Source organism: Vibrio sp. 10N.222.52.B12 (genome assembly GCF_002875385.1).
Lineage (GTDB): Bacteria > Pseudomonadota > Gammaproteobacteria > Enterobacterales > Vibrionaceae > Vibrio > Vibrio jasicida.
Map to the genome: position 1 here is coordinate 1 of NZ_MDAW01000125.1, position 21,807 is coordinate 21,807.

Here is a 21,807-nt window from a genome sequence, read left to right on the forward strand (position 1 = left end):
GACTTGTGATCAAGAGACAGGATAACTATCCGGCTTTTTGGCGTACTTTATTTCGCTGAGTCATCAACTCGCGATTCACTTACTTCAATCAGTTTTGCTCTTCGCGCTTAAACACCAAGTCAGTTGGCGTCGACTCTTCTTCAACGAAGTAGTAACCCGCAACATCAAACTTAGTGAGGTCAGCAACGCTTTCGATACGGTTTTCGATGATGTAGCGAGCCATCATACCGCGCGCTTTCTTCGCGTAGAAACTGATCACCTTGTATTGACCATTCTTACAATCTTTGAAGATTGGTGTGATCACTTGAGCATCCAAGTTCTTTGGCTTCACCGCTTTGAAGTATTCGTTCGATGCAAGATTGATCAGCACGTTGTCGCCTTGCTCAGCAATCGCTTCATTCAGCTTATCGGTAATGACATTACCCCAGAACTGGTAGAGGTTAGTGCCCTTTTCGTTTGCTAGCTTAGTGCCCATTTCAAGACGGTATGGCTGCATCAAATCAAGCGGCTTAAGCAGGCCGTAAAGGCCAGACAGCATACGTAGATGACCTTGAGCGTAATCGAAATCGATATCTGAAAGAGTTTCCGCTTCAAGACCTGTATACACATCGCCCTTAAACGCCAAAATCGCTTGGCGAGCGTTATCTGTCGTGAAGGTTTCACTCCACTCTTGGAAACGGCCGACGTTCAAGTCAGCGATTTTGTCGCTCACTTTCATCAGTGACGAAACATCGGCAGGTGTTAATTTACGGCATACCTCGATCAGCTCTTTTGAATAGCTAACCAAGTCTGGTTGAGTAAACTTCTCGGTTGCAAGTGGAGACTCGTAATCAAGCGTTTTAGCTGGAGAAACGACGATAAGCATGACTTTAACTTCCCTAATTTTGTTTTCCATTAGGGTACAAAAAAAGCCATGCATTGTCTGCATGGCTTTTTGAATCGTGTTGATAGCTTTCAACAATGATTAAGCGACTTAGTCTGCCTTCTTGTTGTTGTCCCAAATACCTTCCTCTAGCTGAGATTTCAGCTCAGGGAAGTCATTCGGATCAAACGTTGGCACTTTACCTTCACTCAACTGGCGGTTGTAGTCTTTCGCCAGTTTAATCACGATGCCAGATAGCAAGATGATCGCCACCAAGTTCACAATCGCCATCAGACCCATAGAGACGTCAGCAAGCGACCAAACCACAGGCAGAGAAGCTAACGCACCAAACATAACCATACCTAGTACAACGATACGGAAGATGCCTAGACCCGCTTTGTGGTTATGCTCTAGGAAGATAAGGTTTGTTTCAGCGTACGAGTAGTTAGCAATGATTGAGGTGAATGCGAAGAAGAAGATCGCAACCGCAACAAAGATGCCGCCCCAATCACCCACTTGCGAGCTCAATGCACGCTGAGTTAGCTCAATACCCGTCACTTCTGTTGCTTGACCTACGTACTCACCTGACATCAGGATGATAGCAACTGTCGCTGAACAGATAACGATTGTATCCATGAACACGCCTAGCATCTGTACGTAACCTTGAGATGCTGGGTGTGGTGGGTAAGGCGTTGCTGATGCTGCCGCGTTTGGCGCAGAACCCATACCCGCTTCGTTCGAGAATAGACCACGTTTGATACCGTTGATCATCGCTTGTGCGATGGCATAACCAAGACCACCAGCAGCAGCTTCTTGCAGGCCGAATGCGCTCTTGAAGATAAGCATTAGAACGTCTGGTAGTTTCTCTAAGTTAGAAAGCATCACGAACATCGCAAGAACGAGGTAAGCCAGAGCCATTACAGGAACAACTAACTCAGCAACTTTCGCGATACGCTTAATACCACCAAAAATAACGATAGCGGACAAAGCAACAACTGCGATACCTACGTAAAGGTCATCCCAACCAAATGCATTGCTCATTGCATTCGCGATAGAGTTTGCTTGAACGGCGTTAAATACCAAACCAAAAGCGATGATTAGGAAAATTGAGAACAACACGCCCATCCAGCGCATGCCCAAGCCTTTTTCCATGTAGTAAGCAGGACCACCGCGGTAGTTGCCATCATCATCTTTGGTTTTGTATAGCTGCGCCAGTGTGCTTTCTGCAAACGACGTCGCCATACCAAGCATCGCAATCAACCACATCCAGAAGATTGCACCAGGGCCACCCGCAGTCAGTGCAACTGCAACACCCGCCATGTTACCCGTACCAACACGTGCAGCAAGACTAGTACAAAGCGCTTGGAAAGAAGAGATACCAGCTTTGTCTGCTTTACGACTGTTCTTTAGAACAGAGAACATGTGGCCGAAATGGCGGAATTGAATGAATCCCAATCGAACGGTGAAGTAGATTCCTACACCAACAAGAAGATAAACAAGAATCGAGCCCCAAAGGAGGTCGTTCATCAAATTGATTAAGTCTGTCATGTGTACCTCAAAGTGAGTTGCGCCAGTCTTTGCTTCCGAGCCATCCACCAGATTGCATGCTAAGTGTCAAAGTCTGCTTAGCTTTTTGAATAATGTTTATTTCGCAATCTAGAATCGTAAACGTCGCTTCATGCATCCATTTTACGTACCAGCGTATTTTTTGACGGGCGGATAATGCAGCCTCGACAAGCAAAAATCAATATGCAACCAGTAAAATAAGCTTGTTATTTTTCACTATAAAGTCACTATTGATTAACATAAAATGAAAACTTATCGCTCACAAACAGCAACATTGCGTTTATCAAAACTCAACATAAATAGCCCCGCAATCGTTAACAAAACACCATCCCATTTATTTTTAGCGAGGCTAGCAACCACAAGGTATCTGACAAATTTTAATGACCTCACTCTGTTACGATTGGATACATTTTCATCAAAGCGATGCTATGCAACCTTAGTATTCAAAATTTAAGTAAAATCTGTCGCTCGAATTAACATACCAAATCTCTTCATTTAATCGTTTTCGTGAGTTCGTTCGCTTATTTTTTGCGCACTCCGTCCCCATGCAAAATGTGATTCTGTGAGTATTTTTGCGCGAAAATGTCATGTTACCGACACAAATGCGAAATATATCATGGTTATCCTCACGTCTATTGTGGTACTTAAAAAGCTCCACAAGGACTGGTTACAACAGTTTAGATATAGAAAGGTAAAGGTGGCTTATGGAAGGCTTTCAACTCGATGACCTATTTGGTCTGGATACTACCTCAACATCAAAATCTCGTGCGAAACCATTGAAGCGTAAGTGGCGAGAAATAGAAGAAATGAACGACCGACGTAATTTGCTAAAGGAACTGCGTGAACTGGATGTCTGTCACGACATCTCTCTAGAAGATATCAAACTATAATTTAGACAAAAGGCACCTCGTGGGTGCCTTTTGTCATTTATAGACCTATGAATTTGATGGGTGTTTTTGCGTTGAATTTCGTCCTATAACACCCATTCTTATTGATTGAGAATTTACCTCAAAATTCTGCCCTATTTGTAAGAATCCAATTTACCCTTAATTCTCATCAAATAAGAAAACGCAAAATAAACCGCGCTAAAGCAATCGTTTACCTTGTCATAATTCGCTTTAAACGAACTCAACATCGTTCTGACGCACTCGTTCAGCCAATTGTTTATAGCGATCTGCAATAGTACTACCAAATACAGGATCATCTTCACTCTGATGCCATAGGCTTTCTACATATTGCCAATCGTCCGAGGTAAACAGTTCTTCAATAAGAGGCAGTACCTGGCGCTCTTCCAACTCAAGGTGGCGTTTTTGCGTCACAATAAAGTCCTCTAACTGTGTTATGAATAACTCTTGTGGAACGACAGCATCTTGCAGGATCATTTCTAATAGCATTGAGAAATCTTTGGTTTTGCTCGCCAACACTTGATGCTCAAGCTCTAAGTTCTCAATTGTCTTCTGCTGACCGTACTGTTTTAGGAAGTAATGGTAGAGAATGTCTTCTTTAGGGTGGTGGATTTTTTCAGAATGGTTAGAGAGGTAATCTACGATTTCGCTCACCAACGCATAATTGATGGCATTCTCTTGTTTAATCTCATTTAATTTATGGCGCAATATCGCCAGTAAACGGACCATATAGCCGTGTTCTCGTCGAATTCTTTCGATCATCATAGCGTCTCTCCTTAACACCTACTTTCTATAAGTGTATATGAGAAACCTAATATCTGATTCGACGATGTTCAAAAAAACAGCGATCGTTGTGTCACGATCGCTGTACTGAGAATTACCTCTTTATATAAGAGGAAAAGTGAGATTTACACCGTTAAAGGCAAATGCCAATTAATGGCTTCTTTACCTTGCTGAAGCAGGATCTGGTTCGCTTGTGAAAATGGTTTACTGCCAAAGAAACCGCGGTGAGCAGATAACGGCGATGGATGTGGAGCGGCCAACACATGATGCTTGCTACGGTCAATGAAACGACCTTTCTTCTGTGCATGTGCTCCCCACAGTAAGAACACCACACCTTGCTGATGCTGGTTGATCGATTCAATCACACGGTCAGTAAAGGTCTCCCAACCGGTTTTAGAGTGTGAATGTGCTTTACCCTGCTCTACTGTCAATACTGTATTGAGTAACAACACACCTTGTTCGGCCCAGCTTTGTAAAAAACCGTGCTGCGGAATTTGGAAGCCTTCGATATCTTGCGCTAACTCTTTGTACATGTTCACCAAAGATGGCGGAGTTTTAATGCCTGGTAGCACAGAGAAACACAAACCGTGTGCTTGGTTCAGTCCATGATAGGGATCCTGCCCTAAAATCACGACTTTCACATCATTGAATTCAGTAAAGCGAAACGCATTAAACACATCTTTAGTTGGCGGATAAATCGCTTTGCCTGAGGCGCGCTCTGCTTCAACAAAATTCAGGGTATCTACAAAGTAGCTCTGTTGTTTCTCTTCGCCGATCACATCGTGCCAAGTCGGTAACTGATTCATGGAAAGTTCCTGTCCTAGGGTTTTCCTTTATTCTACCGAGCGAAGTCCAAACAAACAAAAACTTACTATCAGCTTGAGATGGCTTTTCAAAAAATCATGACATTAACGAGAGCCCTCGCTAATGTCGTTGCGGCGTTCGAAAATGCCCCTGTCCGGTGATATGGCGGTTTGGAGTAGGTAAACGTAATACTCGTCGAGAGTGTGTCGCTGGGATAAAAGAAACTGGTCGAGACATATTGTCATCCTCCTAACTAGCTTCGCCTAACTACAACGTTGAGTTCAGGCGTTTAAAACAAGCGCATAACCGCTCAATGGTTTTAGCTAAGAAAGAAGGATGCCAACTTTGCCATCCCGTTAGGAATTAACCATTTCTTCAATGTGGAATTGGCGTAAAGTGTTGATTTCTTGCTGCCAGATATCTGGGTCAATTGTTTCTAAAATCAGAGGGATACCATCAAAACGTGGATCTTTAGCAATGTACTCAAAACAGCTCCAGCCGATCTCGCCTTTGCCTAATGAGTGGTGACGGTCAACCTTGCTAGCGAATTCGACTTTTGAATCATTTAGATGCATTGCTCTTAAATAGTGCATGCCTACGATACGATCGAACTCAGCAAAGGTATGCCCACAATCCTCTTTAGTACGCAGATCGTAACCAGCGGTAAACGTGTGACAAGTATCGAGACATACGCCAACACGTTCTTTGTCTTCCACTTGATCGATGATTTCAGCCAAATGTTCAAACTTCCAACCTAAGTTAGTGCCCTGACCTGCCGTGTTCTCAATCACAGCGATCACATTCGGCACTGCTTTGTGCGCCAGGTTAATCGACTCGGCGATCGTCGCCAAACACGCCTGTTCCGACACTTTCTTTAAGTGGCTACCAGGGTGGAAGTTTAGCAAGGTTAAACCTAATTGATTGCAACGCTCCATCTCATCAATAAATGCCGCGCGGGATTTGTTCAGCTTTTCTTCTTCTGGAGCACCCAAGTTAATCAGATAAGAGTCATGGGGAAGAATGTGTTCCGCGCCGAAACCAAGCATTTTGCAGTTTGCTTTGAACGCACTAATGGTTTTTTCTTCGAGTGGTTTTGCAACCCATTGGCGTTGGTTCTTAGTAAACAGAGCAAACGCATTCGCACCAATTTCACGAGCACGAAGAGGCGCTTGATCAACCCCTCCAGCCGCAGATACGTGAGCACCAATAAATTTGTTTCCAAACTTGTTTTTCATGTTTGTCATTTAATCACTTTAGACTTTCAGTATGGCTACCTAAATACAGGCAGTTGCGTAAACAAGGTTAAGTTTTGAGCTTGTTTTGTAGTAAATTTACAACAAAATTAACTTTTAAATATTTTTTATATTATCAAATAAATTGTAAATAGTATGTTTTCAAACGTTTTATTGATTTAACTCAAGAAAATCACCTTCAGAAAATTAAGGTTTTTGGTTGTTTTTTGACTTAAATCAATATTAAAATAATGGATATTGGCTATATAATACTTAGCTCGACAAAAATTCGAAAATTAACACCAATAATCACCACGTAAGTGGTCTAGGAGATAGTGATGATCCAAGGTATCCAAATTACTAAAGCAGCTAACGACGAACTACTAAACTCAATCTGGCTACTAGATAGCGAGAAGAACGAAGCGCGTTGTGTTGCTGCAGCATCAACTTACGAAGCAGACCAAGTTATCGCAATTAGCGACCTAGGTGAATACGAAAGCCGTGAAGTAGCAATCGAAACAGCTCCTCGCATCGAAGGCGGTCAGCACCTAAACGTAAATGTTCTTAAGCGTGAAACTCTAGAAGACGCAGTTGCACACCCAGAGAACTACCCACAGCTAACTATCCGTGTTTCTGGTTACGCAGTACGTTTCAACTCGCTAACTCCAGAACAGCAACGTGACGTAATCGCTCGTACTTTTACTGAGTCTCTATAATCTCTCAGTAAACTAGCTTGCTAGAATTTAAAAAGCTTGGTCAGCAATGACCAAGCTTTTTTTGTTTCTGGATCCTTCTAAAACCTTCCGACAGCAGAAAGCAACTCGCCTCTAAGGTGCGTTTCTTTGCGAAGGATCTTTCTGAAACGCTTGTGCCAACGAGGTTGGTTCAAGCCTCTCTCTTTGCAATGACGCCCCTTCTGCCCACCAAATCAGTTGATGCAGGGTGCGATTCATATAGCTATCCCACTGCGCCTGATCCGATTCATCCGCAACCACACCCTGTTCATCAAACACCTCTTGTGCTTTTGGAATATGGATCATTGCCGACACGGGTAAGCATCCCAACTCGGATAAGAAAGTGCGCATCGACACCGCAGCACGAGCACCACCCCATTGCCCAGCAGAGTAGGTCACGATCGCACTTGGCTTATAGGAAAACAGCGAACTGCCAAAATGATTAAGCATGTTTGCCAAGGCAGGACTCATCGAATGGTTGTATTCCGGGCTAACCATCACATACCCATCGGCATGTTTGATTTTGTCTGCCAGCTCACTTAGGTGCTCCGGCACCTTAGAGCGGTGATAAGCAAACTCGGGCTTAAACACATCGCCAAAGTCATAGTTCAATGGGTCAATGATTTCGACAGTATGTTGCGAATGCTGACTCACGATGAGTTTTTGACACGCTCTACTGACTCGCATTCCTAAACGGGCTGGTCGTGGTGGCGTGCTGTCTCTCACTGAGCCAAGAAAAATCAAAAAATGCATGCTTCTCTTTCCATCTCATTTAGTTAAGTTCGTTTCTCAATAATAAAGAGAGTTAAAACTTACCGGCAATAAAAAAGGTGAATGATTGCTCATTCACCTCTCGTTATTTGTGTTTTTGATACTGACTGTATTTTGAAGCTTACTGCACGCGGCGCAGTACTTGTTTCAATGCGTCAAAGTCTGCGTCGAGATCTTCCGATAGCAGTTCCATCGCAGCGTGCTTCGCTAGTGGCGCAGGAAGATCAATGTCAGATTGCAGAATGTCATCTACCACTTCTTTGAACTTCGCAGGGTGTGCAGTACATAGGAACAGACCTGTTTCACCGTCTTGCAGTTGTTCTTCAAGCACGCGGTAAGCAATCGCACCGTGCGGCTCACACAAGTAACCCATGGCGTATAAATCTTTTACTGACTGCGCGCTTTGCTCATCCGTTACTGCACCTTTACCTAGCGTCTCCAAGCCCCACTCTTTCACGCGGCATAGCTCTTCGATACGAGGCCAGTTGTTTGGTTGGCTCACGTCCATCGCGTTCGATGTCGTTGCTACTGTTGGTTTTGGATCCCACTTACCTGTTTCTAGGTAGCGAGGAACAGTGTCATTAGCGTTAGTTGCAGCGATAAAGCGTTTGATAGGCAGACCCAGCGCTTTTGCCAATAGACCAGCAGTTAGGTTACCAAAGTTACCGCTTGGTACAGACACAACTAGGTTTTCACGTTCTTGCTTGCTCATTTGCGCAGCGGCTTCAAAGTAGTAACAGATTTGCGCCATCAAACGGCTGATGTTGATTGAGTTTGCAGAGTTCAGACCGATCTCTTCTCGCAGCGCAGAATCATCAAAAGCTTGCTTAACCAGAGCCTGACAGGCATCGAAGTCACCATCGATCGCAACAGTGTGAATGTTCTTACCAAGCGTACAGAATAGCTTCTCTTGCAGTGGGCTGATCTTGCCTTTCGGGTAAAGAATCACAACGTTGATGTCTTCCATACCGTAGAAAGCATGCGCAACGGCTGCGCCAGTATCGCCAGAAGTTGCAGTCAGAATCGTGATCTTGCCGCCATCCGAAACCGCAGCAAGAGATTGCGCCATAAAGCGACCACCAAAGTCTTTAAACGCAAGCGTTGGACCATGGAACAGCTCCAGTGCATAAACACCGTCTTTTACTTGATTGATAGGCGCAGGGAATTGGAACGCAGCATCAACAAGAGCATTCACTTGCTCTTCTGCAAGTTCATCGCCAATTAACGCTGATAGAATCTTAGTGCTACGAGAGACAAAGTCTTCTGCAAGCAGCGCATCGATATCTTCAAATTTTGGTAATTCCGATGGGAAAAATAGGCCTTGATTACGACCTAACCCTTGGCGAACGGCTTGGCCAAAGGAAACTTGTTCATCATTTTCTTTTATATTGTAAAGCTTCATAGCTCACTTCCTGTTACTTTCGAACCCTGCTTATCTAGACGACAAACGTGGACGAATCCTTCTTCGTTTTGTACGTAGTTCTGTTCTAACCAGCGAGCAACTCGCTCAGCGACATCTTTCTCTTTGCAAATACTGAACAGTGTCGGCCCACTGCCAGAAATACCGGTAGCTAATGCACCCGCAGACGCTGCGTATTGACGTGCATTCGCAAAACCCGGAAGCAGTTTCTCACGATACGGTTCTGCGATCACGTCTTTGATCATTTTTGCAGCAAGTTCTGGCTGACCAGAATGACACGCATGGATAAAGCCTGCAAGGTGGCGACCATGGGCAATGATATCTTGTCGACGGTATTGAGATGGCAGGATCTCACGCGCTTCTGCAGTGGACACTTTGATGCCCGGATATGCCATCACCCAATACCAATCATCAAAGCAAGGCACTTCCTGGCTGATGATACCCAACTCTTCAAGCATCAACTGTACGCCGCCAAGGTAACATGGTGCGACGTTATCGTAGTGAATACCACCAGAGATCTTGCCTTCCATTTCTCCCATCAGTGCCAGTAACTCTGTCTCGTTAAGTGGCTGTCCATGGAATCGGTTCAATGCATCTAATGCCGCAACGATAGAGCATGCACTTGAGCCTAAACCAGAGCCAATTGGCATGTTCTTTTCTAGCGTCATCTCAAGTGGTTTTAGCTCGACGCCTTTTTTGTCTAGCTCACGAGCAAACACCACCCAACAATCGTAAACAATGTTCTCTTTTGGCTCGGTAGGCAACTTTTCAACGAAGTCACCGGAGGTTTTTAGGCTGAATGGCTCAGCTCCTGACTTTACCAATACTCGGTCGCCCAAAAGAGTGCCATCAACTGGCGACACCGCCGCCCCCAGAACGTCGAAACCAACGCTTACATTACCAATTGATGCTGGGGCATAAACCACAACATCCATATCACTTGAACTCATTGCCGTTATACCCCTAGCTTCCAACCTAAAGTACGCATCACATCAGAGAATACGCCCGCTGCCGTTACCTCGGTACCCGCACCGTAACCACGCAATACCAGTGGAATTGGTTGGTAGTAGCGGCTGTAGAATGCCAGTGCGTTTTCACCATCTTTAATCTTGAACATCGGGTCGTTTTCATCGACGGCAGCAATGCTCACTGTGCATTTACCATCGACAATTTCGCCCACATAGCGCAGTACTTTACCTTCTTCTGCCGCTTTTGCTGACTGCTCTTTAAAGTACGCGTCCGCTTCTGGTAAACGCTCCATAAACTCTTCAACGCTGCCTGAATCATCAAAACCTGGTGGCAGAGCTTGATCAACCACAACGTCTTCTAGTTCTAAAGACATGCCAGCTTCACGAGCAAGGATCAGAAGCTTACGTGCCACATCCATACCCGATAGATCGTCACGCGGATCCGGTTCCGTAAAGCCGTTTTGTTTCGCGATATTTGTCGCTTCACTTAGACTCATGCCTTCATCTAACTTACCGAAGATGTATGACAGAGAGCCAGAAAGGATGCCGCTGAAGCGCTCTAGTTCATCACCCGCTGAGATGAGGTTTTGTAGGTTTTCGATTACCGGTAGACCTGCGCCTACGGTTGTTTCGTACATCAACTTACGACGAGAGCTGCGCGCTACATCGCGAAGTTGATGGTAGTAAGCCATGCTTGCCGTGTTAGCTTTTTTGTTTGGTGTTACGACGTGGAAACCTGCGGCTAAGAAGTCTGCATACTGATTCGCAATGGCTTCGCTGGACGTACAGTCAACTAACACAGGGTTAATGATGTGATTACGTTGCACCAGTGAAATCAGACGCGCTAGGCTGAATTCTTCAGTTGAAGCAGACATACGGTCACGCCAATGCTCTAGAGGCAGACCTTCACTATCAAGCAGAAGACCTTTGCTGTTTGCCAAGCCACACACGCGGATCACAATGCCTTTCTCTGCAAGCTTCGCTTGTTGACGTTCGATCTGATCCACCAGCTCACCACCAACACCGCCAATACCAACAACGAAAACGTCTAGGAAGTGCTTAGAGTTGAATAGGTTCTCGTGACACGCTTTGATCGCTTCAGAGATTTTGTCTTCAGGAATCACGGCAGAGATAGCACGCTCAGATGAGCCCTGTGCGATTGCCACGATGTTTACGTTCACTTCAGCAAGAGATGAGAAGAAGCGAGAAGCGACACCGCGAGAAGTACGCATACCATCACCAACCAACGTCACAATAGACACATCGTCGATGAACTCGACTGGTTCAAGTAAACCGTCTTTTAGTTCCAACTCAAATGCGTCAGCCAACACTTGCTGTGCTTTGGCTTTATCTTGCGCTTCAATACAGAAGCTGATGCTGTACTCAGAAGAAGATTGTGTGATAAGGACGATAGACACGCCCGCTGATGACATCGCACCAAAGACACGGCTTGCCATGCCTACCATGCCCTTCATACCTGGGCCAGACACGTTAACCATCGTTAGATCATTTAGCGTCGTGATGCCTTTGATATCTAGATTATCTTCGCCAGTATCTTGGCCAATCAATGTACCCGCACCTTGTGGATTAAAGCTGTTTTTGATCAGGCATGGGATATGAAATTGTGCAATTGGTGCGATGGTTTTTGGATGCAGAACGGAAGCACCGAAGTAAGAAAGCTCCATCGCTTCTTGGTAGCTGAGCGACTTGAGTAGGCGTGCATCTTCAACTAGGCGAGGGTCACAGTTGTAAACGCCATCTACATCAGTCCAGATTTCACAGCAGTCTGCACGCAAACATGCGGCCAGTACCGCTGCGGAGTAATCAGAACCATTACGACCCAGAGTTACCAATTCACCTTTTTCATTACCAGCTGTAAAGCCCGGCATGATGCTGACATGACCTTCTGGAAGCGGGTTTTGGCGGAAGTTCTGCGTAGAGACTTCAACATCAACCATCGCTTCTAGATGATCGCCTTTCGCGTATAGGTACTCAACCGGATCGATAAGATGCGCAGGTTGGCCTTTTGCTTCTAGTACCGCTTTCATCAGTTGAATCGACACACGCTCGCCTTTGCTGATAATGCGTGCGTTGACGTTGTTTGGACACATACCAAGAAGATTAATGCCGTGAACAAATTGACGTAATTGAGAAAGTGAGGTTTTAACTTGGTTATCGAAAGCCGTGCCATCCACATTTGGAACAACCGCTTGGATTTCGGAAAATAGCGTTTTAAACGACGCTTCTAGCTCATTGATTTGAAGCTCTGCTTCACCGTTTCGAAGTGCGCCTTCGATCACCGCAACAAGCTTATTGGTCGTTTTACCCGGTGCAGAAAGCACAACGGCAACGTCTTCCTGTTGAGCGTTATTGGCAATGATATCCGCTGCTCTTAAAAAGCGATCTGCATCTGCTAATGATGAGCCGCCAAACTTCAATACTCGCATCCCTTCCTCCGATGTATCTTCTTAATTCTGTCTAAATTTCATTTAAAAAAGCATAAAAAAAGGCCTGTATCTTGTTGGATACAGGCCTTTTTTGTGAATTTCTTTCGCTCAGCAGCCTGCCCCAACATTGGTCGTGTTGGTAATAATAATGGTTGTGGTCATTACTACTAGGCTGTTTGATGGCATAAATAAATATTCAACGATAATTGTGTGTTTGCTTAACTCTACGTTTACCGAGTTTCTGGTACAGAGTCAACAAAAAATTGTCTATTTTCCGGTCTTGTAGTGATTTCTGCTACGCAATGTCTTTGATATTTCAATGTAATTACAAATGGTTGCGAATTATCATAGTCAATTGAACTTTTTCTCTCTCTACAACGGTCTGTTTGATATAGAAGCAAATAGCGGTGATGACACCTGATCCTCTTCTATCTACATATGATCAAAACATCGATCCTCATGAATACTAATTAACAACAAGTTAACTGTGATCAAGGTTCATAGGATTGAATTAAGTAGAAAATAAGTGAGCTGACTTTCATATTCTATGCTTTAATATTGAGAAGCTTTAAGCACATACTAATAACAAAGTTCGACACAAGGAGTGGTCAACATGAAAAAATGGATTTTTCTGTTACTGTTTGTTGTGCCTAGCATTTGTGCTGCAAATGAGTTGCCACCTCTCCCAGGAAAAACCACAGCTTCCCCACACAAGCTTTTCATTTCTAGTGAAAACTACCATACCGAGAGCTTTGACGTCTGGAATATTGATGGCGGTTACGCGTATGAGCTGTTTGACTCGGTTGATCTTTACGTCGGTGCGCGTGTAAATAATTCACCAACGCAAAACCAAAGTGGCTTTTTGAGTGGGATCAGTTATCACTTAAATGATCGCGTCACCGTTAAAAGTACGGTTCGCTCTTATAAAGCGGAAACGACCGAAGGTATTCGTGAAGAAGACAGTAGCCTCGCTGCCGAGGTTTCAAGCCGCGTAAAAATCACCGAAAACTTAGATCTTCACGCCACTTTAGATTATCAAGATTGGCAACAAGGCTTTGAAGTCGGACTTGGTTTCCGCTTTTAAAAATCCAACGCCTCTTTAGAGATCAATACGCCATTCCAATCCGCATAAACGTAATGCTTAGGTTGAACAATTTGATTCTGCATTGTCAGCGTAACATTCACTTCTCCGACATCACGCTTTTCTGTTTTAAACGGACATGTGCCTAGGGCTTGAACACCAATGTCCATTTGAGAAATCTGAGCTACATCGCGAATCGCGCCGTACACTATGATGCCTTCCCAACCATTTTCGATCCCAAGAATCGCTAATTGATCGCCTAGCAAGGCTTTTTGACAAGAGCCGTGTCCGTCAACAATTAGTACTTTGCCAGTACCATTATCGCTCAGTACCTCGCGAACTTTTGAATTATCATGGTAGCAACGCACTGTGACTATCTCTCCATGAAACGCGGTACGTTGACCAAAATTCTGCAATGGCAGACTCAGTAACGTAACTTGTTCTTCAAATTGGTCACAAATATCTGGTGTTATGTCTCTCATAGTTCCTCCGTGAAATGTCTCACCCGAGCAAAACTCCAGTGAGTAGTATCCTTCTATACCAGTCTGGATTTCATCGAACCAAGCTTGTGCAAAATCTCTGGCTCTGAACACGCTATCAGGTAAAGCTCGTCATCAATGACGTAGTAAATCGCATTCTGTTGGAAATCTTTTGCCAGCACTATCGCCGCTTCTGGCGTGAGTTCTGCTGCGTAACTTTCTTCAAACCATTCGAATGCCTGATCACCAACCGTGACAGGCACGTGTTTAACGTGGTTTAATTGCTTTTCGAGTTCATGATTACTTATGCAATTCATCTCTTTTGACCGCAAATTACTGTAAGGGTTCCAAGCGGTTATCACTGCGTAACTTGAAGAGCACCAATCAGTATGAAAACGAAAGAAAGATTCTGAATAAGCATTCCATAACGATGCGTCTATGTTCGTATTACTTTTTTCTATCATAACTCTTAAACGATTAATAACGGTTACATTTCATCAATTGATGTAAATCAACAAACTGAATGGAATTAACATTTGAGCATTGTTAGCATGCTGTTAACAATATAAAATCCGCTCCATATCTTAGGGTGTTTACGTTTCAGGCCCCGCGAAGGCTAGGAAATGAAAGGTAAACAAGCCCTATAGAATAAACGTCGCCATCGGATACTGGTGAGTTGGCAAAATTCCAAGGAAGGCGGATAACTGAAAGAAGTGTTTTTTTGATCAACTTGATTTATTATCAAAATCACATTACCTGTATGTTATATTTTTGCCTAGAATTTATTCTATTAGCACAATTTTGTCACAAATTTAGGTACCGCCAATGCAAACCCCGCAGATTCTTATCGTAGAAGATGAGCAAGTAACTCGTAACACTCTTAAGAGTATTTTTGAAGCAGAGGGATACGCTGTTTTTGAAGCCAGTGACGGTGAAGAGATGCACCAAGTGTTGTCTGAAAATTCAATCAACTTGGTTATCATGGACATTAATCTTCCAGGCAAGAATGGTCTCCTTTTAGCACGTGAACTTCGCGAGCAAGCGAACATCGCACTGATGTTCCTAACTGGTCGTGACAATGAAGTAGACAAGATCCTAGGTCTTGAAATCGGTGCTGATGACTACATCACTAAACCATTCAACCCACGTGAACTGACTATCCGCGCACGTAACCTGCTAAGCCGCTCAATGAGCACTAACGCAGTACAAGAAGAGAAGCGCTCGGTAGAAAAATATGAGTTCAACGGTTGGGTGCTAGACATCAACAGCCGCTCTCTTGTGAGCCCAGCTGGCGATGGCTACAAACTGCCTCGTTCTGAGTTCCGTGCACTTCTGCATTTCTGTGAGAACCCAGGCAAGATTCAAACTCGTGCTGATCTTCTTAAGAAGATGACGGGCCGTGAGCTTAAGCCACACGACCGTACTGTTGACGTGACTATCCGTCGCATTCGTAAGCACTTTGAATCTGTATCAGGTACTCCTGAAATCATCGCGACGATTCACGGTGAAGGTTACCGCTTCTGTGGCGATCTAGAAGACTAATCGCTTCAACACAAACAATAAGGGCTTGCACCATGAGCAAGCCCTTTTTTTATCTGAGAAAAAGCAATATCAGTATACTTTATCGATCTTAATGTGTTTCTCAACCAACCAGCCTTTCTTACCAGCATCATCTAATAACAAAGCTAAGTCGACTGACTTTTCCATATCCGCTTCAATTTGCCAAACAAAGGCGACTTCCCACTGGTTCTCACTATGAGTACGTAACTCAAGCAAGTCACCATCAATTTGCCATTCAGAATCGCCTTGTTTGATGATCAATGAATCCACGGTCAAGTTGGCTGGTAGTTCCTTGTCTGATTTCAAGTACAACGCACCATGTACGTTTTGCTCTTGAACCTCACCAATGGTTGGCATTAGGTTTACCCACAAGTTGCTTTTCAGCTCAACATTCACTTTATTCATGGTGATTTGGCTGTCTTCTTGCCAACCCACTTGAGGAGCAGAACTACAACCAGCAAGTAATGCGATTGCCAGTGCTGCCGATGCAAACTTCTTCATGTTATTTCCTCTGTTCCAACCAACTTTTTAAGACTTGAATGTCATTTTGATATTCATTTTTTATTTCTTCGACCCAGTCCGAGATATTTTCCCACCAAGCAGGCATATCCGGAGATTGTGCCTTCTGTGCAACACTTTGGATGTGTTTAAGACCAATAGAACCCGCGGCGCCTTTGATCTTATGCGCCTCTGAAACAATACCATCTTGGTCTTTCGCCATCATGTTCGAGTCTAAAATCTGAATGTAGTCTGGCATCATGTCTTCGAACATCTTGATACTGTCATAAACAGGTTTCACACCCACGATATCCACGTATGACTCTAGCATATCCAAATCAAGTAAATGGGTATTGATGACGGGCGATGGGGTCGGTGTAACATCCTCAACGAGCTCAGGCTCAACAACCTCTTCCTCTTGGTTATCAATACGATTAACGAAGAACTTATCAATCACTGATTGCATCGCTTGTACCGCAAGTGGTTTGCTGATTGCATCGTCCATACCATTGTCTAAGTATTCACGACGATCTTTCATCACATTCGCTGTTAGTGCTACTAATGGCGGCAAGTTGTCGTAATGCTCACGGTAGTACTTAGCCACATCAAAACCTGTCATGTCTGGTAGTTGTATATCCAGCAACGCTAAGTCATATTCGTCTGGTACAAAGTTCACCAGCGCTTCTTCACCTGTCATGGCTACAGTGACGGTATGTCCCAAGCTTTCAAGCAGTGACTTAGCAACAGTAATGTTCAGTTCGATATCTTCTACCATAAAGATATTTAGATGCACTTTATCTCGCTGAGCATCGATAACAGGCTCTTCCAATTCAACAATCGGAACGTGAATCGAAACGGTAAAGGTACTCCCGAAGCCCTCTTCACTCGCAACAGTAATATCGCCATCCATCATGTTGATAAGCTGCTTAGAAACCGCCAAACCAATGCCGGTACCAACCGCATGAAGGTTGTCTTTGCCTGACTTCACTTGGTAGTACATCGCAAAAATCTTATCCAGCTCTTCTTCAGGAATACCAATGCCAGTGTCTTCTACTTCCATGATGATGGTCGCGTAGTCGTCTTCGACATCTGCGCTGACTGTCATGACGACGCCACCTTCTTTGGTGAACTTCATTGCGTTGCTAACCAAGTTCCAGATAACCTGACGCAGTCGGGTCGCATCCACTTCAATCGCTTTTGGTAATGCGCTCAAGCGTTCAAGGTCGAAACGCAACCCTTTCTGCTCCGCCATCAGAGCAGAGATGCTTTCAATCTCTGCTACAAAATCCTCAAAGTTCAATGGTGCAGGCAGCAGTTCCAATTTACGACGGTCGAATTTATCCATATCGATAATGTCGTTGAAGATGTTGCCCAAGGTAATGGCACTGACGTTAATGGTTTGCATGTGCTTACGCTGCTCTTGCGTTAACTGACTATCGAGCAACATTCGGCTCAAACCAACGATGCCATTCAATGGCGTGCGCAGTTCATGACTGATGGTGGAAATAAAGGTGGTCTTGTCACGGCTGGCTTTTTCTAACGATTCTTCATGGCGTTTACGTTCGGTAATATCTCGTCCAAAGCCAACTAGACCAAGGTGACGGCCATCTTTACTGTAGAAAGGTACTTTGCGCAATTCGAAGTAGTGTTTGCGACCATCTGGATATTCAAGCCATTGCTCGTAAGTGATGGCCTGATTGTCTGCAAAGACCTTTTGGTCGGTATCAACGATGTGCTCGGCCACTTCTTTGCTGTAAACATCCCATGGGCTTAGGCCCACCAATTGATGCTCTTTCTTACCAGTGAGTTCTTCCATTGCTCGGTTACAACCAGAGAAGACACCATCGGCGTTACGGTAGTAAATCAAGTCTGGAGATGCATCAATGAAAGAGCGTAAAAGTGCGGTACGCTCGGCAAGCTCTAACTGAGTGCGTTCACGTTGGAATACTTCGTTCTCCAAATCTTGCATGGCTTCTTCGCGCGCTTCTTCCGCTTTAATGCGCTCTTCAATTTCTTGATTGAGCTTTTCAATGTTCTGCTGCAATTGGAAGTTCAGTTCTTGGTCACGCGAGCGCATGTCTTTCAGCTTAGAGACTAGTTTGGTCAATCGTTGACGAGATTCTTCTAGCTGATCAACAACAACGGAAAGAAAATACACCGCCCAAGGGGTAATAAGCAGACCAAAGAAAACAGAACGAACAATATCAATATCGTCGACGTTTCCTTTCAAGGCGAGCGTAATACCAACTTGCACCACAACAGCCAGTGCCACCAGCGCTAAGGCCAGCAATATAGAGAAACGGACAATCCCCAGCTTAACCAATAGGTCAACATAGTACTGGGCGAGGTTTTTCATGGGCTTCATTCACTACTCCATGGAACAAGCTAGATATCGAACCCTGACAGTTAGAGAGGTTAAAACAGTGAAGATATTTCGAGCTGTTTTAAGTTTGGCAATACACATTGGCGAACCAGCGAAGCTTCAGGGCTAGCAAACACCTCACACCATGTATGAGCAGTTTAACGTGTTTAATACGGTGATTAAAACCGCCTACTCTCAACTTAGAGCAAGCGGTCACAAAGCGTTAGCAAGAACTTGGATGAACACTGGTTCGATCACGACCATCGGCCTTCGCTTGGTAGAGTGCACTGTCTGCCATCGCGACCCCCATTTCAGGTTCATCGCCGTGCTGAGGAATGTAAGAGACAAAGCCGATACTGACTGTCAATTGAGCAAAAGCTTCTGAACAGCAATGTTCGATGCCGAGGTCATGAATGCGTTCATGTATCCGCAGAGCGACTTTTTGAGCCCCTTCCGTCGTGGTATTTGGCAAGATGAAAGCGAACTCCTCACCACCATAACGAGCAACACAATCAGAAGAACGACTAACCACCTGCTGGAATACCGATGCCACTTTAATTAGCGCCTCATCACCTTGTTGATGGCCGTAGCAGTCGTTATAGCGCTTAAAGAAGTCGATATCACATAGCATGATACACAGAGGTAGCTTCTCTCGAACATGATGGTACCAAAGTGTATCGAGTTGCTCGTCAAATCGGCGTCGGTTTGCGACTTGAGTTAGGCTGTCTAAGAAACTGAGTTTCTCCAACTCCAAGTTGGCTTCTTCCAGTTTCTGCTCCGCAAGATAACGTTCAGAAATATCGCGAGCCATGATCAGCACACCATTGGTACCAGAAGCTTTATCTTTAAAGGGTGACTTCACCACATCAAACCATGTGTAATAACCGTCGGTACTGGTCACTTTGTCGATATAACGCACGGGGTGAGTTTGCTGTAAAGCCTGAAGATCACTGGCTTCTAGGCGGATGTAAATATCTTCAGGGATCACATCTTGTAGACGCTTTCCAATTAGGTCTGAAACATCTGGAATCCCTAAAGCATTCACAAACGGCTTATTACACGCTTGATACACCATGTTTTCATTGAAGATACCGATCGAATCTGGACTGGCGTCCAAAATGGTCTGAAGAATGGTGTCACGTTGAGCTAGAGCCACTTCCGTATCTTTACGACGCTCCATTTCATCACGTAAGTTTTGCTGCATCTTATGCCATTCAGTTACATCATGGCTAATTGACAGCGTCCCTATCATTTCCCCAGTTTGAGACACTAGTGAATTCTGATTCACTTCTAGCAAACAACTGCGTCCTTGAGGATCCGTTGTCCAACGACGGTCACTTTTTCTAGCAGACATCGAACTGGATTTTGAAGTGCATGCTTCGTTTTCTCGACCTTGCCAAAATTGATCAAACGCGCGGTTAGTGGTCAGTACTTTACCTTTTTGATCTTGCAAACAAATCAATTCAGACAACGAGTCCAAGGCAGAACGAGCAATGTTTAGTTGGGCCAGTTCTTGTTGCTGATCTTTCTGGGTCATTTGATGACTTTGAGCATACAGAATCCATACTCTTTGCCTACGCAGTAAGCTCTTTCGACCAGATAACTCAACTTTGATGCTTTCACCATCGGATAAACGCCAGTCAAAAATTTGCTGGCGAAATTGTCGGCTTGAAAAGCTATCAAGCAATACGACAAGTTCATCTAAATTAAATGAAGCCGGATAAAGAAAACCAGAACCTAAAGGACGAATACCCAATAGTTGCATCGCGGGATGGTTAGATAACAGAAGCTGCCCATGGTTAGCATCAACCACAAGCACAGGATAAGGAGAATCAGTAACAACGTACTTTAAAGCGGTTTGAAAACGTAAATAAATTAATGTAACGGCAACGGCAAACACGAAAAAGAGCAGGACTACAAATTCGTAGTTGCCCCACCCATCCCATAACCAATCGAGTAACTGATCCATTTTTCCGACCTTTAATGCAAATCGGGAAAAATATACCAGTTATTAATCGATCAATCTGCCTTTAATTCTGGCTTACTATAGATGAAAGGGTCACCATTCAAACTGCCCTGAGCCCCTTCGCGATCCAAAGCTCTTCCTATCTCTGTCATCGCTAGCCAACGGTTTTCACACCACAGCGGGGAGAGCAATGTTGGGCGACGTGCAGCCGAAGAGACACGATGATAAATCACCTCTTTAGGGGTCATACGGATCATTTCACTGGCAATCGCTACATACTCTTCCAATTCTGGAGCTTCTAGTTTTCCAGCACGCCATGCCTTTGCCATCGTGCTACCATCAACAATATGCAAACCATGCAACTTGATGCCATCAGTGCCTACTTCAAGGACTTTACGCAGTGTTTCAATGTTATCGCTGCGTGTTTCTTTTGGTAAGCCAACAATAAGATGAGTACATACTTTGATACCTAGCGCACGAGCGCGCTTGGTGATATCAGCATAGCATTCAAAATCGTGACCTCGGTTGATTCGCTTAAGTGTGTCGTTTTTGGCAGTTTGAAGGCCCAATTCCAACCAGATCTCATAACCTTGATTGACATAATCCGACAACAGATCCAATACGGCATCAGGAACACAATCTGGACGAGTGCCTACACACAACCCCACGATGTCAGCGGCCTTGAGAGCTTCTTCATACATATTTTTCAATACCTGCACTTCCGCGTATGTGCTGGTATAGGCTTGGAAGTAAGCAAGGTACTTTTTCGCACGGTGGATCTCTCCCGCACGATCTTTCAATTGATCATGAATGCTTTTGATCTGGACTTCTTCATCCGCAAAGGACGCGACATTACAAAACGTGCAACCACCTCGACCAATGGTGCCGTCGCGGTTTGGGCAGCTAAAGCCACCATGTAAAGTCAGCTTATGGACTTTTTCGCCGTAACGACGCTGAAGGTCTTGACCTAGTGTGTTGACCAACTCATGTAACTGCATAGATTCTCACCAATCGTAAACCGTAATAAATCTCACTACGATCTATGTAAATAAATTACATCCCTGCAAGAAAAAACCAATAATTCTAGTCAATTCAAACAAGAGCATAATGGTTTGAAATCAATAAAACTGCATAAAACCAACCTAAAAGCAGCTATGTTGCGCAATTGTTAAACAAAAAGTGCATATTTAAACGAAAAAATTGGGTCACAAAAGCGACTTTTCATTGCATTACGAAGTCACAAAATTGTAGGATACTTACACAACCCCGCTGTTTTTGTGACTTTTATTACAATGACAACTGCGGGAATTGTCGGCGATACCCCGCTCCCACCGATATAAATCACTAGATAGTGATAATAAATAAAGGG

The 21,807-nt window shown here is 44.3% G+C and carries 19 protein-coding genes and 1 other annotated feature; of the genes, 4 read left to right on the forward strand and 15 right to left on the reverse strand.

Translation table 11 applies throughout. The features are described from left to right. Positions 1-88: 88 nt before the first annotated feature. Positions 89-865 carry a peroxide stress protein YaaA gene (gene yaaA, locus BCT11_RS16110; RefSeq protein WP_102388742.1) on the reverse strand — a complete coding sequence of 259 codons (777 nt, stop codon included), beginning with the start codon at positions 863-865 and terminating at the stop codon, positions 89-91. A 108-nt stretch (positions 866-973) separates the two neighbouring features. Further along, complete coding sequence (locus BCT11_RS16115; RefSeq protein ID WP_038876224.1) at positions 974-2,410, reverse strand: sodium:alanine symporter family protein; 1,437 nt, start codon at positions 2,408-2,410, stop codon at positions 974-976. A 722-nt stretch (positions 2,411-3,132) separates the two neighbouring features. Between BCT11_RS16115 and BCT11_RS16120 the strand changes: the two genes are divergently transcribed. After that, positions 3,133-3,318, forward strand: coding sequence for a DUF3545 family protein (locus BCT11_RS16120; protein ID WP_039977404.1), 186 nt, complete (start codon positions 3,133-3,135; stop codon positions 3,316-3,318). A gap of 228 nt (positions 3,319-3,546) precedes the next feature. Here BCT11_RS16120 and BCT11_RS16125 read toward each other — a convergent pair whose 3' ends face one another. From BCT11_RS16125 to nfo, 3 genes are all read right to left on the reverse strand, one after another. Beyond that, complete coding sequence (locus BCT11_RS16125) at positions 3,547-4,098, reverse strand: hemerythrin domain-containing protein (protein ID WP_045422041.1); 552 nt, start codon at positions 4,096-4,098, stop codon at positions 3,547-3,549. 143 nt (positions 4,099-4,241) lie between these two features. Further along, complete coding sequence (gene ung, locus BCT11_RS16130; protein ID WP_102388743.1) at positions 4,242-4,922, reverse strand: uracil-DNA glycosylase; 681 nt, start codon at positions 4,920-4,922, stop codon at positions 4,242-4,244. Positions 4,923-5,276: 354 nt separating this feature from the next. Next, complete coding sequence (gene nfo / locus BCT11_RS16140; RefSeq protein WP_102388744.1) at positions 5,277-6,164, reverse strand: deoxyribonuclease IV; 888 nt, start codon at positions 6,162-6,164, stop codon at positions 5,277-5,279. 326 nt (positions 6,165-6,490) lie between these two features. Between nfo and grcA the strand changes: the two genes are divergently transcribed. Continuing rightward, positions 6,491-6,868 carry an autonomous glycyl radical cofactor GrcA gene (grcA, locus tag BCT11_RS16145; RefSeq protein WP_005434930.1) on the forward strand — a complete coding sequence of 126 codons (378 nt, stop codon included), beginning with the start codon at positions 6,491-6,493 and terminating at the stop codon, positions 6,866-6,868. A gap of 111 nt (positions 6,869-6,979) precedes the next feature. Here the strand turns inward: grcA and BCT11_RS16150 are convergent, their stop codons facing one another. The 4 genes from BCT11_RS16150 to thrA form a co-directional block, all read right to left on the reverse strand. Next, a complete protein-coding gene (locus BCT11_RS16150) occupies positions 6,980-7,639 on the reverse strand; it encodes an NAD(P)H-dependent oxidoreductase (protein ID WP_102388745.1) in 660 nt (219 codons plus the stop codon). Between the two features lie 139 nt (positions 7,640-7,778). Further along, a complete protein-coding gene (gene thrC / locus BCT11_RS16155; protein WP_102388746.1) occupies positions 7,779-9,059 on the reverse strand; it encodes a threonine synthase in 1,281 nt (426 codons plus the stop codon). Continuing rightward, a complete protein-coding gene (gene thrB / locus BCT11_RS16160; protein ID WP_038866340.1) occupies positions 9,056-10,012 on the reverse strand; it encodes a homoserine kinase in 957 nt (318 codons plus the stop codon). The genes thrC and thrB overlap by 4 nt, the downstream gene beginning before the upstream one ends. Positions 10,013-10,032: 20 nt before the next feature. Then, the gene (gene thrA / locus BCT11_RS16165) at positions 10,033-12,492 is read right to left on the reverse strand and encodes a bifunctional aspartate kinase/homoserine dehydrogenase I (RefSeq protein ID WP_042605376.1); all 2,460 of its coding nucleotides are present in this window, start codon (positions 12,490-12,492) and stop codon (positions 10,033-10,035) included. A gap of 53 nt (positions 12,493-12,545) precedes the next feature. After that, positions 12,546-12,665 (reverse strand) — a sequence feature (Thr leader region). A gap of 440 nt (positions 12,666-13,105) precedes the next feature. Between thrA and BCT11_RS16170 the strand changes: the two genes are divergently transcribed. Then, on the forward strand, positions 13,106-13,576 hold the full coding sequence (locus tag BCT11_RS16170) for a hypothetical protein (protein ID WP_038866336.1): 471 nt from the start codon (positions 13,106-13,108) through the stop codon (positions 13,574-13,576). Here BCT11_RS16170 and BCT11_RS16175 read toward each other — a convergent pair. Together BCT11_RS16175 and BCT11_RS16180 are read right to left on the reverse strand one after the other, a co-directional pair. Next, positions 13,573-14,055: a putative 4-hydroxy-4-methyl-2-oxoglutarate aldolase gene (locus BCT11_RS16175; protein ID WP_038866333.1), complete on the reverse strand. Its 483-nt coding sequence runs from the start codon at positions 14,053-14,055 to the stop codon at positions 13,573-13,575. The genes BCT11_RS16170 and BCT11_RS16175 overlap by 4 nt on opposite strands. 53 nt (positions 14,056-14,108) lie before the next feature. Further along, positions 14,109-14,516, reverse strand: coding sequence for a DUF3293 domain-containing protein (locus BCT11_RS16180; protein ID WP_038866331.1), 408 nt, complete (start codon positions 14,514-14,516; stop codon positions 14,109-14,111). Between the two features lie 361 nt (positions 14,517-14,877). On the opposite strand from BCT11_RS16180, the gene arcA reads away from it, so the two are divergent. Further along, on the forward strand, positions 14,878-15,594 hold the full coding sequence (gene arcA, locus BCT11_RS16190) for a two-component system response regulator ArcA (protein WP_038866329.1): 717 nt from the start codon (positions 14,878-14,880) through the stop codon (positions 15,592-15,594). A 69-nt stretch (positions 15,595-15,663) separates the two neighbouring features. Here arcA and BCT11_RS16195 read toward each other — a convergent pair whose 3' ends face one another. The 4 genes from BCT11_RS16195 to BCT11_RS16210 form a co-directional block, all read right to left on the reverse strand. Next, entirely contained in the window at positions 15,664-16,113 is a 450-nt protein-coding gene (locus BCT11_RS16195) for a hypothetical protein (RefSeq protein ID WP_038866326.1), read from the reverse strand. A gap of 1 nt (position 16,114) precedes the next feature. Then, positions 16,115-18,475, reverse strand: coding sequence for an aerobic respiration two-component sensor histidine kinase ArcB (gene arcB, locus BCT11_RS16200; RefSeq protein ID WP_042605375.1), 2,361 nt, complete (start codon positions 18,473-18,475; stop codon positions 16,115-16,117). 220 nt (positions 18,476-18,695) lie between these two features. After that, positions 18,696-20,441: a diguanylate cyclase gene (locus tag BCT11_RS16205; protein WP_102388747.1), complete on the reverse strand. Its 1,746-nt coding sequence runs from the start codon at positions 20,439-20,441 to the stop codon at positions 18,696-18,698. Positions 20,442-20,491: 50 nt separating this feature from the next. After that, positions 20,492-21,436: a TIGR01212 family radical SAM protein gene (locus BCT11_RS16210; RefSeq protein WP_038878188.1), complete on the reverse strand. Its 945-nt coding sequence runs from the start codon at positions 21,434-21,436 to the stop codon at positions 20,492-20,494. Positions 21,437-21,807: the final 371 nt, after the last annotated feature.

Bases quoted from the DNA above. Each gene is read 5' to 3' on its own strand.
- yaaA (WP_102388742.1), bottom strand. From the start codon at position 865: ATGCTTATCGTCGTTTCTCCAGCTAAAACGCTTGATTACGAGTCTCCA.
- BCT11_RS16115 (WP_038876224.1), bottom strand. From the start codon at position 2,410: ATGACAGACTTAATCAATTTGATGAACGACCTCCTTTGGGGCTCGATT.
- BCT11_RS16120 (WP_039977404.1), top strand. From the start codon at position 3,133: ATGGAAGGCTTTCAACTCGATGACCTATTTGGTCTGGATACTACCTCA.
- BCT11_RS16125 (WP_045422041.1), bottom strand. From the start codon at position 4,098: ATGATGATCGAAAGAATTCGACGAGAACACGGCTATATGGTCCGTTTA.
- ung (WP_102388743.1), bottom strand. From the start codon at position 4,922: ATGAATCAGTTACCGACTTGGCACGATGTGATCGGCGAAGAGAAACAA.
- nfo (WP_102388744.1), bottom strand. From the start codon at position 6,164: ATGACAAACATGAAAAACAAGTTTGGAAACAAATTTATTGGTGCTCAC.
- grcA (WP_005434930.1), top strand. From the start codon at position 6,491: ATGATCCAAGGTATCCAAATTACTAAAGCAGCTAACGACGAACTACTA.
- BCT11_RS16150 (WP_102388745.1), bottom strand. From the start codon at position 7,639: ATGCATTTTTTGATTTTTCTTGGCTCAGTGAGAGACAGCACGCCACCA.
- thrC (WP_102388746.1), bottom strand. From the start codon at position 9,059: ATGAAGCTTTACAATATAAAAGAAAATGATGAACAAGTTTCCTTTGGC.
- thrB (WP_038866340.1), bottom strand. From the start codon at position 10,012: ATGGATGTTGTGGTTTATGCCCCAGCATCAATTGGTAATGTAAGCGTT.
- thrA (WP_042605376.1), bottom strand. From the start codon at position 12,492: ATGCGAGTATTGAAGTTTGGCGGCTCATCATTAGCAGATGCAGATCGC.
- BCT11_RS16170 (WP_038866336.1), top strand. From the start codon at position 13,106: ATGAAAAAATGGATTTTTCTGTTACTGTTTGTTGTGCCTAGCATTTGT.
- BCT11_RS16175 (WP_038866333.1), bottom strand. From the start codon at position 14,055: ATGAGAGACATAACACCAGATATTTGTGACCAATTTGAAGAACAAGTT.
- BCT11_RS16180 (WP_038866331.1), bottom strand. From the start codon at position 14,516: ATGATAGAAAAAAGTAATACGAACATAGACGCATCGTTATGGAATGCT.
- arcA (WP_038866329.1), top strand. From the start codon at position 14,878: ATGCAAACCCCGCAGATTCTTATCGTAGAAGATGAGCAAGTAACTCGT.
- BCT11_RS16195 (WP_038866326.1), bottom strand. From the start codon at position 16,113: ATGAAGAAGTTTGCATCGGCAGCACTGGCAATCGCATTACTTGCTGGT.
- arcB (WP_042605375.1), bottom strand. From the start codon at position 18,475: ATGAAGCCCATGAAAAACCTCGCCCAGTACTATGTTGACCTATTGGTT.
- BCT11_RS16205 (WP_102388747.1), bottom strand. From the start codon at position 20,441: ATGGATCAGTTACTCGATTGGTTATGGGATGGGTGGGGCAACTACGAA.
- BCT11_RS16210 (WP_038878188.1), bottom strand. From the start codon at position 21,436: ATGCAGTTACATGAGTTGGTCAACACACTAGGTCAAGACCTTCAGCGT.